The sequence below is a fragment of the Hahella chejuensis KCTC 2396 genome, assembly GCF_000012985.1.
Classification (GTDB): Bacteria; Pseudomonadota; Gammaproteobacteria; order Pseudomonadales; family Oleiphilaceae; genus Hahella; species Hahella chejuensis.
Genome location: NC_007645.1, coordinates 259,617 through 275,082, shown reverse-complemented (window position 1 = coordinate 275,082; position 15,466 = coordinate 259,617). Strand labels below are relative to the sequence as shown.

Below are 15,466 nucleotides of genomic sequence, written 5' to 3'. Positions count from 1 at the left end.
TAATAAGGAGTACATCAAAAAAGGCCCCGTATTTTACAGTAGTTGGCGGACTTGCATAGCCCAACTGGCGTCTTATACAGTCCAACAGGCGTTTTTTAAGCGTTGTGTTCAGACCGAAAGGCCTGATCAGGAACCCGCCGCGCCGGAGTCCAGCAACTTTCTCTCTCGGGTGCGGCCACGGTTGAAATTCAGCTGCGAAACTATCATGCCGGCAAGCATAAGACCACAGCCATAAATGGCTTTTTCATCCAGGACTTCCTGAAGCAGCAACCACCCGCCCAGCACCGCGAAAACCGTCTCCAGGCTGATGATGATGGCGACCCGGGTCGCCGGCGCATGCTGTTGGCCGATCACCTGCAAAGTATAGGCGATTCCCACAGACATGAAGCCCGCATAGGCGATTGACCAGGAAGCGCCCCACAGACCGCTCCAAGTGGGCGTTTCAACGGCGAACGCCACTATCCAGCTCACTACGCCGCACACCAGGAACTGCAAGATGGAGATATGCAAAGGGTTAAACCGGGGGGACAGCCAGCCGATCATCAACACATGCCCCGCCCAGAATCCGGCGCCGATCAATTGCAGGGAGTCGCCATAGGAGACGGTAAAGTCTTCCCGCACGCTGAGATAAAACAAGCCAATGACGCATAGCGCCGCGCCAAACCATATTTTGGCTTCGGCCCGCTGTCCCCAGCATAACGCAAACATCGGAACCAGAATGATATAAAGCCCGGTGATGAAGCCCGCCTTACCGGCGGTGGTGTACTGCAGCCCCACCTGTTGCAGCGAGGCGCCGGCGAACAGAAAAAAACCCGCCAGACAGCTTCCCAGTAACAGGCCTTTAGCCTTGGGCTTGGCCGGCGCCACCCGCTGCAGGCGCGGCAAGATGATGAGCAGAGGAATCAATGACAGGCCGCCGAGCACAAAGCGGGCGGCGTTGAAAGTAAAGGGGCCTACGTGCTCCATGCCCGCCACCTGGGCGACAAAGGCGAACCCCCAAATCGCCGCCGCGACAATCAACATCGCTTCCGAACGATACGCGCCGACTCTCATCAACTACCTCCATCATCCCCAAGGGAAAATAAAAAAGTCCAAAGGCCGCAAACAAACCGCCGATTGTATCACAACCGCCTTAAATGGCAGACTTGCCGTTCACAGGCTCAGGCCAAAAACCAAGGGACTTTCATGCAACTTTTTTCCAACGAAGCCAAAAAACCCAGAGTGCTGGTCACCGGCGCCAGCGGCTTTTTAGGCGCGCATATCTGCCGGGCGCTGAATCAGGATTACGAAGTGCTGGCGCAGAGCCATCAGGTGACGCTGCCGGAGGATTTAGCGCCGTTTCGCGTGCGCCAGGATCTGTGCGACGCCGAGCTGACGCAGGCCATGTTCCGCAATTTGACGCCGGACGCCGTAATCCACGCCGCCGCATTGTCCGATCCCAATACCTGCCAGCAGCAACCGGAGCGTTCTCTGCAAGTGAACGTGGAAGCGACGCGCCTGCTCGCCGCTTTATGCGCGGAGAGAGATATTCCGCTGCTGTTCACCTCCACCGATCTGGTGTTCGACGGCCGTCAGGGCGTATACCGGGAAAGCGATCCGGTGAACCCCATCAACCGCTATGGCGAGCACAAGGCGATGGCGGAGAAGTTGATCCGCGAACAGCATCCCCGCGCCACCATCGTGCGTATGCCCTGGATGTTCGGCCTGGGTCTGCTCAAGCCGAGCGGCGTGACGCAATGGCTGGAGCGCCTGCGTCAGGGCGAGACGCTCACCGGCTTTGTCGACGAATATCGCTCCGCGGTGGATTACGCCACCGCCGCTCAGGGCATCGTACGCTTTTTCCAGATGCAGCAAGGTCTCACCCTGCACCTGGGCGGCATAGAGACCGTCTCCCGCCATCACTTTCTTAAAGCCCTGGCGCGTACCTTTGGACTTGATGAAGATCTGGTTCAGGAGCAAAAACAAAGGGATGTCATCATGCCGGCCAAGCGCCCCCGCGACGTCAGTCTGGACAGCCGCCGCGCCAGGGGCCTTGGCTATAAGACCCCGTTCATGGATGAAATGCTGGCGGAGCTGCGCAACATTTAGTCACTGACTAACGCAAATCTGCACAGAGTTCACACCTTCCGTACAAGTCCGGTTGCAAAACCGTTACGGAATTCCCCTGTTTCGCCGGTCATACTGGGCGACAGGGGGGACCTTTAATGATCGCCAAGAACTGCCAAGCCTGGGTCGACTTTCTGAGCCGAGTCGAATTGCCCGTACTTTCTCAGACAATGCGGGAAATCAACGAGCTCACCGCTACCGGCGACTGTTCCGTACAGCAGCTGGCGGACGTCATATTGAAAGACGCCGACCTGACTTCGCAAGTCATCCGGCAATCCAACACCGCCTTCTATAATCCATCCTGTCAGCCGGTGAGCACCATCAGTCGCTCCATCATGCTGCTGGGCTTCGAAACCGTTCGCTCTATCGCCGTTTCCTCCCTGGTGATCGACGCGCTGTTAAGCAAATCGCCCCGCATCCATTTACAGAAAAGCCTCGCCCGCGCACTGCATGCGGCGGTGCAGGCCAAGCGTTTGCTGGGCAAATTCACGCCATCGCGCAGTGAAGAGATTTTCATCGCCGCGTTGCTCAGCAATATTGGCGAGCTGGCGTTCTGGTCCTGTCGCACGCCGCAGGCGGAGGCCCTTGATGAGCTATTGGTTCGGGAGGAGCCGGTCACCGCCCAGAAACAGGTTCTCGGCGCCACTTTCCCCGCCATCACACGGGGGCTGGTGGACTGCTGGAAACTGGGCCCGCTGCTGCAAGCAGTAGTCAGCGGCGGCAAGGCGGACAACCAGATGGTGACGATGATCCGCAGTATCGTTGGCCTGGTGGAAGAGGCCGAACAGGGCTGGAATTCGCCTACCTTACGACAGTCCATCAACCACCTCGCCTCGCAGTTGAACGAGCAACCGGACAACCTGGAGCAGCGCCTGAAAACCAACGCTCAGGAGGCGGCAAAAATCGCCGCGGCCATCGGCATGAAACAGATTGTCAACCATATCCCCGGCCATAACGCCCGCTACGCCGGCGAACAAACGCCGCCGCAACCGGCAGACCCGGCGTTGCAGTTGCAGATTCTGCGCGACCTGTCAGTGATGCTGACGGAAAAGCCTGACATCAACTTGATACTCATGACGGTAGTGGAAGGCCTGCACCGCGCAGTCGGCCTGACCCGCGTGGCGCTGCTGATGACCGACCGCAGCCAGAAGCAACTGGTTCCGAAGAAGGTGCTGGGGCCGCATACGGATCACTGGAAAGAAAATTTCTACGTCAATCTGGAGTCAGACAGCCTGCTCGCGGCCATGGCGAAAGCGCTGCAAAGCGGTTGTTTCACCAATGCGGACGATCCCGCCTGGCGGATTCTGCGCGGACCGGACTTCGACCGCCTGATCGGACGCACGCCGAGCATGTTCACGCCGTTGCGCGTAGGCCCGCGCATTGTCGGACTGATATACGCCGATAACGCGGATTGTCGCACGCGTCCGTCACCGGAGCAGTTTTTTTCCTTCTGCCACTTTACCCAGCAGGCCCAGCTTGGCCTGCTGCAGCTGTCCGAGCAGTCGCAAAGCGCCAGTTCTTGAAGCGGGTCACCAGCTCATACAGGTTGGCTGAAAGCGGGCGCGATACTCCGTCATGGTCAGGCCGGTGGCGAGTTTGAACAGTTTGCGAAAAGAGCTGGGGTCTTCGTAGCCCACATCCCAGATAATACGCTCCACTGTCGCCATGCTGGTTTCCAGAAGCTCCCTGGCGCGTTGAATGCGCAGTTGCTGCACATATTGCAGCGGCGTCATGCCCAGGGCTTTGCGAAAACGCCGTTGCAGCGTACGCTCGCCAACCCGGGCCACAGCCGCCATTTCTTCAAGCGAGACGTCCTGCGCCATGCGTTCCTGCAACCATAACTGCAGTTTGCGCACGGCGCTGTCGCCGTGGGAGAAATCCGGGGCGAACAATTGATAATACTGCTGGCGACGAGGGCCAGTATCCACCAGAAAAAACTTGCCCAGGTTCATGGTCAGGGAGGCGGAGGTCACCCGTTGAATCATACGCAGCCCCAGATCCATCCAGGCGCTGACGCCGCCCGCGGTGACCACGTCGCCCTGATCCACCAGCAACTCATCCTCCACCAGCTCAACCAACGGAAACATGGCCTGAAAATCCTTCGCCAGCCGCCAGTGGGTCGTGGCTTTACGGCCATCCAGTAAACCCGCGCCGGCCAGGGCGAAACTGCCGGCGCAGGCGGACGCCATGATGGCGCCATGCTCATGCAACGCCTGCAATCCGGTTGTCAGCGCCGGTTGGCGCCAGTCCACCGCCAGAGCGTCAAAGCAGGGCGGAACGATAAGCACGTCTGGAGCCGCCTGCAGCGCCTCATGCAGCGGACGGGAACTCAGACCCGGCTGCCCGGCGTCCTCCCCTGTGCGCCAAAAACTGACCCGCAACTCAGGCCAATGCGGCGACGCCGCCTGCCGCCGGTATTCTTCCGCCACGGATAACAAGTCTTTCAGTCCAAACACCGCCGACTGCATGGAAGTGGGATAAAGCAGCACGCCCACCTCGTAACGTTTGATGCCTGATTGGGTTTGCGCCATGTCGTAATCCACCCCGCATTTGTCGTTTACGACATCAGCATATCCCGCCTCCAGTCCCTAAGATAGTCCTCAACCTGATCCGCCAGCCGAACCCCATCGCCAAGCCAGCGGGGCAGGCCACCTGAACCCTATTGAAGACAAAAGGAGACAAGCATGACTGCGACCAACCTGCCAGCGATCAACCTACACAACACAGCATTGCTGTTAATCGACATCCAGAACGACTACTTCCCTGGCGGCGCCATGGCGCTGCATCAATCCGAACAGGCCGCCGCGCAGGCCGCCAGGGTGTTGCAGGGATTCCGCCGCGCCAGCTTGCCGGTGATCCACATCCAGCATGAAATGGTTGGCGACCGCGGGTTCTTTCTTCCCGGTACGGAAGGGCAAAAGATTCACGCTTCCGTCACGCCTGAAGCAGATGAAACCGTCGTCGTGAAAAACTACCCCAGCAGCTTCCTTCGCACCGAACTGGATCAACTCTTAGAGAAGCAGGGCATCAAACATCTGGTGATCGTCGGCATGATGACGCACATGTGCGTCAACACCACGGTGCGCGCCGCGGCGGAGCATGGCTACGGCGTCACTCTGATCGGCGACGCCACCGCCACCCGCGACCTTATTCTTGACGGAGAGAGCGTCCCGGCGGAGCAAGTGCAACGGGCCATGCTCGCCAGCGTCATCGGCTTCTTCGCCGAAGTCACGACGGCGGATGGCTTCCTGCAACAACATAAGCTGATCTAACTTCCTGCCCCATAAGAAAAAGCAGAAAACCGGGCTGTCTGTCACATTCAGGCGGCCCGCTCGCATTTTCCGATTGCAATGCCGCCGCTTTTCATTACCTTTGCCGCCTTGATGGAGAGAGTCGCCGCCCATGGCTGGCGTTTTACAGTATGGACAGTTCACTGGCCGCCTGCAGATTACTTTCCCGAATGAAATTCCCCAAAAGCCGTAAGTCTTTTACCCATTTCCCCTTTAGCGTGGGAAGGTAGCCGCAGCAAGCGCGCGACCTGACCGGACCGACTCTTTTCCTGTTGGAGCGTCGGCGGCGGGTAAGGAAGCCGGCCCGAATTGCAGACTGCAGTTTGTCCGGAATGCAGGGAGGCTGGCGGGGAAAGCGCCAGGGCTCGCCGGAGTGCGGGCGTTGTACGTTAAACGATTAAGAAAGCCGGACCGAAAGGCTGCGGCGTTTGGCGTCGTTTCGGAAACCGGCAGCGTGGCTCAATTGAACTGCAGTTTAAGTTCGCACGAGGAGAAAACCCATGAATAAGAAAACGATCCTTCTCTCATTGGCGCTATGCTGGCAGAGTCAGGCCGCAACGGCCGGCGAAGTCGAGGTGCTGCATTACTGGACCTCCGGGGGAGAGGCCGCCGCCATCGACGTGCTGAAGGATCTGGTGAAAAAAGGCGGGCATACCTGGCGCGACTTTGTGGTCCCGGGGGGCGGCGGCGAAAGCGCCAACGCCGAACTGAAAAAGCGCGTGATCCAGGGCGACCCGCCCGCTTCCGCCATGGTCAAGGGCCCGGATATCGAACGCTGGGCCAGATTGGGTTTTCTGCAGAATCTGGACGAGTTGGCGCAGAAGCAGCAATGGGACGAGAAACTGCCTCCCGTGATCGCGGACGTCGCCAAATTTCGCGGCCACTATGTTTCCACGCCCGTAAACGTGCACCGGGTCAACTGGATGTGGATCAACAAACGCATTCTTGATGACGTCGGCGTCGCCGTTCCCACCACCTGGGAAGAGTTCGAAACCGCCGCGAAGAAGATTCAAGCCAAAGGCTATCCGGTCATCGCTCATGGCGACCAGTCCTGGCAGGACGCCACCGTGTTCGAGTCCGTCGCGCTGGCGGTGGGCGGCGAAGAGTTCTATCGGCTGGCTTTTGTTGAGAACGACTATGGCGTCATCAAAAGCGACACTATGACCAAAGTGCTGGCGCAATTCCGCCGCTTGCAGCCTTATTTCAAGACTGACCTGAAAAGCCAGGACTGGAACGTCGCCACCCAGGCGGTCATCAATGGTCAGGCCGCGTTCCAGTTCATGGGCGACTGGGCCAAAGGCGAGTTTGAAAAAGCGGGCCAGAAGGCCGGTAAAGATTTCCTCTGCGCGCCCATGCCGGGCACGTCCAACCAGTTTCTCTACAACATCGACACGCTGGTGATGTTCCAGCTCAAATCTGAAAGCGCCCAAGCCGCGCAACAGGACCTGGCGGACGCCATCATGAGCGAGACTTTCCAGAATGTGTTCAATCTGAAAAAAGGCTCCATCCCTGCGCGCAGGGATGTCAGCCTGGACCAGTTCGACGACTGCGCCCGCCTGAGCCGCGCGGACTTTCTGGCGGCGGAGAAAAACGGCGGTTTGCTGCCCAGCATCGCCCACGGTATGGCCACCACCGCGCGGGTGCAGGAAGAGTTCTACGCCGTGTTGCACGAGTTTCTGCACGATCCCGGCATGAGCCCGGAAAAAGCCACTGTCACACTGGCCAAACGCATGCGCTACGGCTCCTACGCCATCAACTGACGCACTCCCTCCAACCTGGCCTCTCAGCGCCCCTGGGGATGACCCTGGGGGCGTATTTTCATCTTTTATACGCCGATCTGCGCCGCCAGCAAGGAGGATAAGCCTGCGCCATCTCCTCCAGGGGGGATTTTAGGGGGGAATTTCGCTATCTGGATTCGATCGCCGTCCGTATAAACTACGTAACCTATTGATTATAAAATACAATATCGCGCATCCACGGCTCGGGCGGCTGGTTGGTGAGGGGCGCGCGTTGCCATTAGCATAGCCTCACCAAACGCACTCAAAGCAACAACAAATATAATCAGAAAGGCGTACCTCTATGAAACGTTGTTTTACATGGAACTGCAGGCAAGGCGTCAGCGTCTTGCTGGCGTTGACTCTACTGACCCTGTTCGGCTGCTCCAACGGGGGCGGCGATAAAGGCGATGGAACTAGTGACGGCGATGACGGCCTCTACACGCCCACCGCCTCCCAGGCCGTTATTTACTACAAACGCGAAGACAACAATTACGACGGCTGGGGACTGCACCTGTGGAGCGCCTCCGGCGCTGCTTTCAGCTCCAGCGAATACATCAGCGGCGGTGAAACCAGCTGGTCCAACCCCCTCCCCGCCACAGGCGTCAGCAGCAAATACGGCGCGTATTACGTGATTGATTTCGACAGCGCCAATTGGTCGTCATTCAATCTGATTATGCACAAAGGCGATGACAAGGATCTCGGCGGTCAGGACCATACCTACTCCAAAGCGACCCTGGGCGACGACGCCTTTTCCTTCAGCGGAGTGGGCGTACTTTATCCCGATCCGCTAACCAGTCCCCCCGTCGCGCTGGAAGGCGCCAAAGCCCATTGGCTGGACGCCGACCTCATCGCCTATAACGGCTCCGGCAGCGTGCGTCTGTACCATTCCGCTAACGCCTCAATCACCGTGAACCCCGCCACTGGCGAACTGAGCGGAGGCGAAACGATTGAACTGACCTCCTCCAGCTTGAGCGATCAGGTCAAAGCCCGTTTTCCACATCTGGCCTCTTACAGCGCCTGGACTTTGCCTGACTCAGTCGACGCCAAAGCGTTGCTGAAAGAACAACTGGTCGTGGCGCAATTCAGCACCGGCGGCGAGTTGCGCGACGCCACGCAAGTGCAGACGCGAGGCGCGTTGGATGCGCTCTATGCCGAAGCCGCCGCCGACGCGCAACTGGGCGCCGTCACTGCCGGCGCCACCGTCTACAAACTCTGGGCGCCGACGGCGCAAAGCGTGAAGTTGAAACGTTATGACGCAGATAAAAATCTGCTTTCCGCCGACGTCATGACGGAAGACAGCGCCAGCGGCGTCTGGACTTTCGCCAGCGACCAGAATGACAACGGCCGCTACTACCGCTATGAAGTGAAGGTGTATCACCCTCAGACCGGCGGCGTTGAAACGTTCGACGTCACCGATCCCTATTCTCTCAGCCTCTCCGCCAACAGCGAATACAGCCAGGTGGCGGATTTGAATGACGCCGCCCTGCAACCAAGCGGCTGGAGCGCAGACGCCGATCCCTCCGCTTACGCCGTAGCAGCGCCGGAGGACATTATCATCTACGAAACGCATATTCGCGACTTCAGCGGCTCAGATAACAACGGCACAGCCGCTTATAACGGTAAATTCCTGGCGTACACCGAACCTGGCCGGGAAAGCATGACGCATCTGCAAGCCTTAAAAGACGCGGGATTAACCCACCTTCACCTGCTGCCTGCGTTCGATATCGCTACGGTTGACGAACGCCAGGGCGCCCGCGCTGACCTGGACAGCACCAAAGCCGAATTCTGCGCACTCCGCAGCGCCGCCGCCCTGTGCGGAGATACATCCGTAACGGACTCCGCCACCCTGCGCAGCGTACTGGAAGCTTGCGACCCCGCAAGCGGCTGCGCCCAGGCGTTGATGAACGATCTGCGCGCCCTGGACAGCTTTAACTGGGGCTATGACCCTTATCACTACACCGCGCCGGAAGGCGGCTACGCCAATGAACCGGAGGGAACCTCGCGCATTCTGGAATTCCGTCGTATGGTGAAGGCGCTGCATGATATGGGACTGAATGTGGTCATGGATGTGGTGTATAACCACACTAACGACGCCGGCGCCGCTGAAAAATCCGTGCTGGACAAGATTGTTCCCGGGTATTACCAGCGCCTGAATCCTGAATCCGGCGCGGTGGAAAACTCCACCTGTTGCTCCAACACCGCCACCGAGGCCGCCATGTTCCAGAAGTTGATGGAGGATTCACTGGTGGTGTGGGCCCGTGACTATCACATCGATTCGTTCCGCTTCGATCTGATGGGCCATCATCCCAAATCCGGCATCGAATCCGCCCTCGCCAAAGTGCGCGCCGTACGCAGCAACGTCTACTTCTATGGCGAAGGCTGGAACTTCGGCGAAGTGCAGAATGACGCCCGTTTCGTCCAGGCCACGCAGCTCAATATGAGCGGCAGCCAGATCGGCACCTTCACCGACCGCCTGCGCGACGCGGTTCGCGGCGGCGGTCCCTTTGATTCCGCAGACAGCCTGCGCGCCAACCAGGGCTTCGCTAACGGGCTGTATACCCTGCCCAACGAGTTCAACAGCGGCTCCGATACAGAAAAAGCCACGCTACTGGGCCTGACCGATAATATTCGCGTCGGCATGGCGGGCAACCTGACGGACTTCGTGCTGGTGGACGCCTCCGGCGCCACCAACGTCGGCGCTAATCTGGACTACAACGGCCAGCCTACCGCTTATGCGAAAGACCCGGCTGACACGATCAATTACGTTTCCAAGCACGACAATCAGACCTTGTGGGACAACAACCAGTACAAGATCGCTACGGACGTCAGCGCCCAGGATCGCGTGCGCATGCAATTGCTGGCCCTCAGCATTCCACTGTTGAGCCAGGGCGTGCCTTTCCTGCACATGGGATCGGAAATCCTGCGCTCCAAGTCCATGCAGCGCGATAGTTACGATTCCGGCGACTGGTTCAATAAAGTGGACTTCAGCTACGCCGACAACAACTGGAATGTCGGGCTGCCGAGAGAAGATAAAGACGGCGCCAACTGGCCGTTGATCCAGAGCATTATCGCCAACGCCAATGCGCAAACGTCAGCCGCTCAGATTACCGACGCCGCCGCCATATTCCGCGACTTCCTGCGCATTCGCAGCGGCAGCAAGCTGTTCCGTCTGGAAAGCGCCGCTGATATCAAAGCGCGAGTGGACTTCCATAATGTGGGTTCAAGCCAGATTCCCGGTCTGATCGCCATGTCCATCGACGATGGAACCGGCCTGACCGATCTTGATCCTGATCACGACGCTATCGTAGCGATCATCAACGCCACTGGCGCGCAGCAGACTATCACTGTTCCCAGCGCCAGCGGCTTCCAATTGATCGACGCCCAGGCCTCCGGCGCCGATCCCGTGGCGGCAGGCGCTACAAGCAGCGGCGACAGCTTCACCGTCCCCGCCCTCACCAGCGCCGTCTTCGTCAAACCCCAGGGGGCGTCACAAGGCGCCGGCCTGCCGGTGAATTACGACAACAAAGATCCCTCCGCCATTCCGCCTTACGGCGCAACCACGGTGTATCTGCGCGGGGACATGAACGGCTGGAGTACTGATACGCCCCTGACCTTCAGCAGCAATGGCGACTATGTCGCCACACTGACTCTTGCGGCGGGGAGCTACGGCCTGAAAATCGCCGATGCGGACTGGGCGGCCATCAACCTCGGCGGAGGCCTGACGCTGACGCCGGGGGAAACCGCCGCGCTTACCGCCGACGGCGATAACCTCAGCCTGACCCTGACGGAAGAAAGCCAAGTCACCTTCCGCTTTAACGCATCCGACAAAGATGCGACCACACTGACCGTAACGACCACCGCTGTGACTGACATAAATTAACGGCTTCAGCTAAAACGTTCATTCCACCCGACGCTTGGCGCCAGCAATGGCTCAAGCGTCGGTTTGTTTTCTCGATCCGCCTGCCATTTCCTCCTCCTACTTTTCTTTTTTCACCCGTCGCTATGCCTTTTAGTCCATTGAAGGCGACGGCCTTATCAGAAATACTGCGCGTCATCCTGTCTCGATAATCAAGGCTAATGAATAAGTTACCTATCTGTCTCTTGCTGACCTCCATGTCGCTTGTCGCCGCCTGCGGACAAAAAGCGGCTTCGCCTGAACCCGAAATCTATCTGTTGCCTGATAATTTTGTAGGTAAGTTTTATATCCTGTTTAACACCCCTGCCGGAGAGCCCGTCAGGCATGAGAAAGAAAGTCGGATTTATGACATTCCCCCATCAGGCGTCTTGCTAACCCAAGGGGAACTGAACGAGGGTTGGATAGCCGCCGAAGACGTAAAATATTACTACGTCAGGGAAGACGGCCAGCGCGTAGAAATTAAAGGCAGATGGACAACGAGCCTGGATGATACGGCAGAAAATCGAAACGACCCTGAGCTTACAATTTTTGGCGGCGGAGTTGGGGTTATTTCAGACCCAAGCATTCCCTGTAGCGTGACATACCAGTCTTACTATGTCGGGTTGAAAGCAGACGTACTAGAGGGGAAAAATCAGTTCGGATTAGACGAATATTTGGATAAGCACCCATTCCAGTGCCCTATGAAATAACTCCATCAGGCAAGCCTATCACGCTTGGCGCCAGCAACGGCTCAAGCGTCGGCTTGTTTTCTCGGTCCACCAGCCTTTTCCCTTCTTCTCTCAATTCACCTGACGCTATGCCTTTTAGTCCATTGAAGGCGACGGCCTTATCAGAAATACTGCGCGTCACCCTGTCTCGATAATCAAAGCTAATGAATAAGTTACCTATCTGTCTCTTGCTGACCTCCATGTCGCTTGTCGCCGCCTGCGGACAAAAAGCGGCTTCGCCAGAACCAGAAATCTATCTGTTGCCAGATAATTTTGTAGGTATGTTTTATATCCTGTTTAACACTCCTTCTGGAGAGCCTGTCAGGCACGAGAAGGGGAGTCGGATTTATGAAATTCCTCCATCAGGCGTTTTGCTGACCCAAGGGGAACTGAACGAGGGTTGGATAGCCGCCGAAGACGTAAAATATTACTACGTTGGGGAAAACGGCCAGCGCGTAGAAATTAAAGGAAGATGGACAACGAGCCTGGATGATACGCCAGAAAATCGAAACGACCCTGAGCTTACAATTTTTGGCGGCGGCGCTGGGGTTTATTCAGACCCAGGCATTCCCTGCGATGTGACATATCAGTATTACTATGTCGGGCTGAAAGCAGACGCGCTGGAGGGAAAGAATCAGTTCGGATTAGAAGAATATTTGGCTGAGCACCCATTTCAGTGCCCGTAGCATTTTCTTGTTTCAACGGGAGCAGAGATGGCAAGGACTTAAAGCAAACGTAGGTTGGATAAGCAACGCGCCATCCAACGACCCATGTCGGACTATCGCCGAAAATGGCAAAGGCGCTTAATACTGACTTGGGAGCGGATCAGTGGCTATTCAGCAGCGTTGGAAGGCGCTTCGCTTTTCCAACCTACATTTTTCCGAACTACTTCTTTTTCCCGACCGACTTATTAATATGACAATGATATTGGCATGTTAATAACCAGGCGCATGGACGCGCCTGCGCGGCGGCCAGCCGCGGGAGACAGGGCCTGACATGCGCAGGCCCTGTCGTTGCAGACAAATAGAAGGAAGCTATTTGACTGCCTGATTAATAAGAAAGCATCGCCCCGCCTAACCGGCCTCTTCAGATGGTCGCCCCATCTTGCCTAATCCCTTCGAAGAAGTAACAAGCTGTCTTGCAACTCATTGAATATTAGTAAAATTTAACAAAAGCTTTATATTTTTACTTTATTTAATCCAGGTCATTTTCTGGTACAGTAACCGCCTTTTACAGTACCCATCCCCAGTTACGTTCCGAAACCAGGGATTAAACTATACAGTCACAGCGAGGTGAAAACGTGAAAGCAAAGTGGTTATTGGCGGGTTTGTGTTGTATCAGCAGCTCCGTATTTGCGAACTGGCAGCTGAACAACGAAGAATCCAAGTTAAGCTTTATCTCCATCAAAGCCACCGATGTCGCTGAAGTGCACCACTTTGGCCAATTGAGCGGCAGCATCAATGACGCAGGCGAAGCCATATTGGAAATCGACCTGAACAGCGTCGCCACTAACATCGATATCCGTAATGAGCGGATGAAGAAAGAACTTTTTCAGACCGGGCAATTCCCGAAAGCGACTTACAGCGTAAAACTTGATCCTGAGCTGCTGAAAAAAGCCGCTCCCGGCGCATCCATCGTGACGAGCCTGGACGGATCTCTGGAACTGCACGACGTGAAGAAAGAAGTGAAAGCGGAAGTCGTGATCAATCGCGTCTCCGATAAGCAGGTGGTGGTTTCCACGCTGCAGCCGCTGGTCATCAACGCCGCGGATTTCGCTCTGAAAGACGGCGTCATGAAGCTGAAGGACATCGCCAAGCTGCCTTCCATCAGCATTTCCGTTCCCGTCACCTTCAACTTGACGTTTGACGCCAAGTAAGTCGGTTTCCTCCCCCGCCCAGGCGGGGGATCACGCTTTCTGCGTGTATTCGGCGACGCCTTAACTCCCCTTCCTAATTCAGATTCTTAAAGTCGATTTGGATTTTATCGTCATCGGAGCCTCCGCAACCGTCGGAAAAGTACCAGACGTCGCCTTTGCGCCGACTCATTTCCTCACTCACCAATTCAAAGCAACCGCCTCCCTGCACTTTAACGAAACGGCGCCCGGCGCTGTCCTCAAAGCTCTCCACGGCATCAGGCGGGTATTCGCCCTCCTGGTTATAGATTTTCGCATCCATGAGCGCCTGATCCAGACGTCGATCAAAATGTTTGGGCTTGTCTTCTGGCTCAGTCCTCACATTGTCCCTGGCGTATTCCAGGGCATTATCCAGCAACAGTTTTTTTCGCGGCTGGCTTGCCGGCTCCGTTTGTAATTTAACCGTCGCTGCAGGCGGCGCCTTTTCCAGCGCAGCCGGTTCTTCCTGCTTACGAGGCTTGGGCGGCGTCTCGACGACTCGTTGTTCGGGTTTGACCTGTGTCGGTTGCGGAGGCTCGGGCTTTGCCTCCGAGGTTGCAGGCGTGGAATCAGGAACGGGGGTCTCAGCAATGTCCGCTTCTGGAACTGATGTATCTGGCGCTTGCTGCGTTCTGATCTGAATCGTAATGGTGGACGAGACTGGGCGCGATGCGACTGGCCACTCCATGGATGGAGACATTAATAGCCCCAAATGCGCGCCGACAGATCCCAGCAACGCGACCCACAGTAGCCCGCGACGTCGGTTTTCTGATCGATTGGGGTATGCATCCGCACCTGCGTTATTGAAGTTTGCAATTTCCACTTAAGCGTCGCGATCTCACCTGATATCCTTCCGCCGCGCATTTAAGCACTTTTCCGGGGCGGGACTCAATTGCGCGGTCCGCCTCAGTAATCCCGACCAATGGATAAGTTGGAACCAACGTATTTTATGATCACGAATAATCCTAAAATCAAAGCCTTGCTGAATATCGGCCCTCCTAAAAATTTCGACTGGCCGGACTATGTGGCGCAGTATGGTTTTAACCAGGATGACATCCCCGAACTTATCCAGATTTTGACGGATGAGAGCCTTAATCTCGAAGACGAAAACAGCAGCCTGTCATGGGCGCCGTTGCACGCCTGCCGCGCGCTGGGGCAATTGCAGGCGGAACGGGCCGTTATGCCTTTGCTGAACAGTTTTGACTTTCTCTATATTCAGGATTGGGCCCTGGCGGAAATTCATCGCGCCTTCGCCATGATCGGCCCGGTGGCTATCGCGCCGCTGGCGAGAAAGCTGCAGGAGCCCGCCGAAGACGAGCTGATTCCCGCACTGGCGGTTAAGGCGCTGGCGGCTATTGCGGTCGCACAACCGGCGCACAAAGATCAGGTGGTGGAGATTTTCCGCGCATACATGGAATTTCCGAACCGATCCGCCAAAGTCCTCAACGGCATATTGGTCGCCCGCTTGCTGGAGCTGAACGCCACTCAGGCCATCGACGGCATCCGCCGGTTATATACGCTCAACTGCGTGGACCTGATCTGCGGCGGCGACCTGGAGGATGCGGAAATCAGCCTGGGATTCCGCAAAGAACGCTCCACGCCCAGACTCAGTATTGAAGAGCTGCTGGACCTGGAGGAATATGGCGCGCAACGCCAACAGGAAGAACCTGAACCCCCAGCGCCAGCGCTTCCTATCAATCGCAAAATCGGCCGCAATGATCCCTGCGTGTGCGGCAGCGGCCATAAATACAAAAAGTGTTGTGGGATGAGTTAAGCAA

At 57.0% G+C, this 15,466-nt stretch carries 13 protein-coding genes; 9 read left to right on the top strand and 4 right to left on the bottom strand.

Annotated elements, in window-relative coordinates; all coding sequences use genetic code 11:
* Positions 1–126: 126 nt before the first annotated feature.
* Positions 127–1,053, bottom strand: a complete 927-nt coding sequence (locus HCH_RS01175; RefSeq protein WP_011394250.1) for a DMT family transporter — start codon at positions 1,051–1,053, stop codon at positions 127–129.
* Positions 1,054–1,185: 132 nt separating this feature from the next.
* Between HCH_RS01175 and HCH_RS01170 the strand changes: the two genes are divergently transcribed.
* Positions 1,186–2,088 (top strand): SDR family oxidoreductase, encoded by a 903-nt coding sequence (locus HCH_RS01170; RefSeq protein WP_011394249.1) that lies wholly within the window; start codon positions 1,186–1,188, stop codon positions 2,086–2,088.
* A gap of 116 nt (positions 2,089–2,204) precedes the next feature.
* Entirely contained in the window at positions 2,205–3,629 is a 1,425-nt protein-coding gene (locus HCH_RS01165; protein ID WP_011394248.1) for an HDOD domain-containing protein, read from the top strand.
* 6 nt (positions 3,630–3,635) lie between these two features.
* Here the strand turns inward: HCH_RS01165 and HCH_RS01160 are convergent, their stop codons facing one another.
* Positions 3,636–4,637: a GlxA family transcriptional regulator gene (locus HCH_RS01160; protein ID WP_011394247.1), complete on the bottom strand. Its 1,002-nt coding sequence runs from the start codon at positions 4,635–4,637 to the stop codon at positions 3,636–3,638.
* A 153-nt stretch (positions 4,638–4,790) separates the two neighbouring features.
* On the opposite strand from HCH_RS01160, the gene HCH_RS01155 reads away from it, so the two are divergent.
* From HCH_RS01155 to HCH_RS01140, 4 genes are all read left to right on the top strand, one after another.
* On the top strand, positions 4,791–5,378 hold the full coding sequence (locus tag HCH_RS01155; RefSeq protein WP_011394246.1) for a cysteine hydrolase family protein: 588 nt from the start codon (positions 4,791–4,793) through the stop codon (positions 5,376–5,378).
* A gap of 518 nt (positions 5,379–5,896) precedes the next feature.
* Positions 5,897–7,156: an ABC transporter substrate-binding protein gene (locus HCH_RS01150; RefSeq protein WP_011394243.1), complete on the top strand. Its 1,260-nt coding sequence runs from the start codon at positions 5,897–5,899 to the stop codon at positions 7,154–7,156.
* A 319-nt stretch (positions 7,157–7,475) separates the two neighbouring features.
* Entirely contained in the window at positions 7,476–11,054 is a 3,579-nt protein-coding gene (pulA, locus tag HCH_RS01145; RefSeq protein WP_011394242.1) for a pullulanase-type alpha-1,6-glucosidase, read from the top strand.
* A 197-nt stretch (positions 11,055–11,251) separates the two neighbouring features.
* Positions 11,252–11,779: a DUF6843 domain-containing protein gene (locus HCH_RS01140; protein ID WP_011394241.1), complete on the top strand. Its 528-nt coding sequence runs from the start codon at positions 11,252–11,254 to the stop codon at positions 11,777–11,779.
* Here HCH_RS01140 and HCH_RS34350 read toward each other — a convergent pair.
* The gene (locus HCH_RS34350; RefSeq protein WP_011394240.1) at positions 11,769–11,999 is read right to left on the bottom strand and encodes a hypothetical protein; all 231 of its coding nucleotides are present in this window, start codon (positions 11,997–11,999) and stop codon (positions 11,769–11,771) included. The two genes, HCH_RS01140 and HCH_RS34350, sit on opposite strands and share 11 nt — an antisense overlap.
* On the opposite strand from HCH_RS34350, the gene HCH_RS01130 reads away from it, so the two are divergent.
* A complete protein-coding gene (locus HCH_RS01130; protein ID WP_041598343.1) occupies positions 11,998–12,483 on the top strand; it encodes a DUF6843 domain-containing protein in 486 nt (161 codons plus the stop codon). The two genes, HCH_RS34350 and HCH_RS01130, sit on opposite strands and share 2 nt — an antisense overlap.
* Before the next feature lie 614 nt (positions 12,484–13,097).
* Positions 13,098–13,673, top strand: a complete 576-nt coding sequence (locus tag HCH_RS01125) for a YceI family protein (RefSeq protein ID WP_011394238.1) — start codon at positions 13,098–13,100, stop codon at positions 13,671–13,673.
* Positions 13,674–13,746: 73 nt separating this feature from the next.
* Here the strand turns inward: HCH_RS01125 and HCH_RS01120 are convergent, their stop codons facing one another.
* On the bottom strand, positions 13,747–14,511 hold the full coding sequence (locus HCH_RS01120) for a hypothetical protein (RefSeq protein WP_148212439.1): 765 nt from the start codon (positions 14,509–14,511) through the stop codon (positions 13,747–13,749).
* Between the two features lie 126 nt (positions 14,512–14,637).
* On the opposite strand from HCH_RS01120, the gene HCH_RS34525 reads away from it, so the two are divergent.
* Positions 14,638–15,462: a DUF1186 domain-containing protein gene (locus HCH_RS34525; protein ID WP_202945286.1), complete on the top strand. Its 825-nt coding sequence runs from the start codon at positions 14,638–14,640 to the stop codon at positions 15,460–15,462.
* Positions 15,463–15,466 lie beyond the last annotated feature (4 nt).

What these genes read in the sequence shown, in the direction of transcription:
- HCH_RS01175 (WP_011394250.1), bottom strand. Translation starts at nt 1,053, where the DNA reads ATGAGAGTCGGCGCGTATCGTTCGGAAGCGATGTTGATTGTCGCGGCG.
- HCH_RS01170 (WP_011394249.1), top strand. Translation starts at nt 1,186, where the DNA reads ATGCAACTTTTTTCCAACGAAGCCAAAAAACCCAGAGTGCTGGTCACC.
- HCH_RS01165 (WP_011394248.1), top strand. Translation starts at nt 2,205, where the DNA reads ATGATCGCCAAGAACTGCCAAGCCTGGGTCGACTTTCTGAGCCGAGTC.
- HCH_RS01160 (WP_011394247.1), bottom strand. Translation starts at nt 4,637, where the DNA reads ATGGCGCAAACCCAATCAGGCATCAAACGTTACGAGGTGGGCGTGCTG.
- HCH_RS01155 (WP_011394246.1), top strand. Translation starts at nt 4,791, where the DNA reads ATGACTGCGACCAACCTGCCAGCGATCAACCTACACAACACAGCATTG.
- HCH_RS01150 (WP_011394243.1), top strand. Translation starts at nt 5,897, where the DNA reads ATGAATAAGAAAACGATCCTTCTCTCATTGGCGCTATGCTGGCAGAGT.
- pulA (WP_011394242.1), top strand. Translation starts at nt 7,476, where the DNA reads ATGAAACGTTGTTTTACATGGAACTGCAGGCAAGGCGTCAGCGTCTTG.
- HCH_RS01140 (WP_011394241.1), top strand. Translation starts at nt 11,252, where the DNA reads ATGAATAAGTTACCTATCTGTCTCTTGCTGACCTCCATGTCGCTTGTC.
- HCH_RS01130 (WP_041598343.1), top strand. Translation starts at nt 11,998, where the DNA reads ATGTCGCTTGTCGCCGCCTGCGGACAAAAAGCGGCTTCGCCAGAACCA.
- HCH_RS34350 (WP_011394240.1), bottom strand. Translation starts at nt 11,999, where the DNA reads ATGGAGGTCAGCAAGAGACAGATAGGTAACTTATTCATTAGCTTTGAT.
- HCH_RS34525 (WP_202945286.1), top strand. Translation starts at nt 14,638, where the DNA reads ATGATCACGAATAATCCTAAAATCAAAGCCTTGCTGAATATCGGCCCT.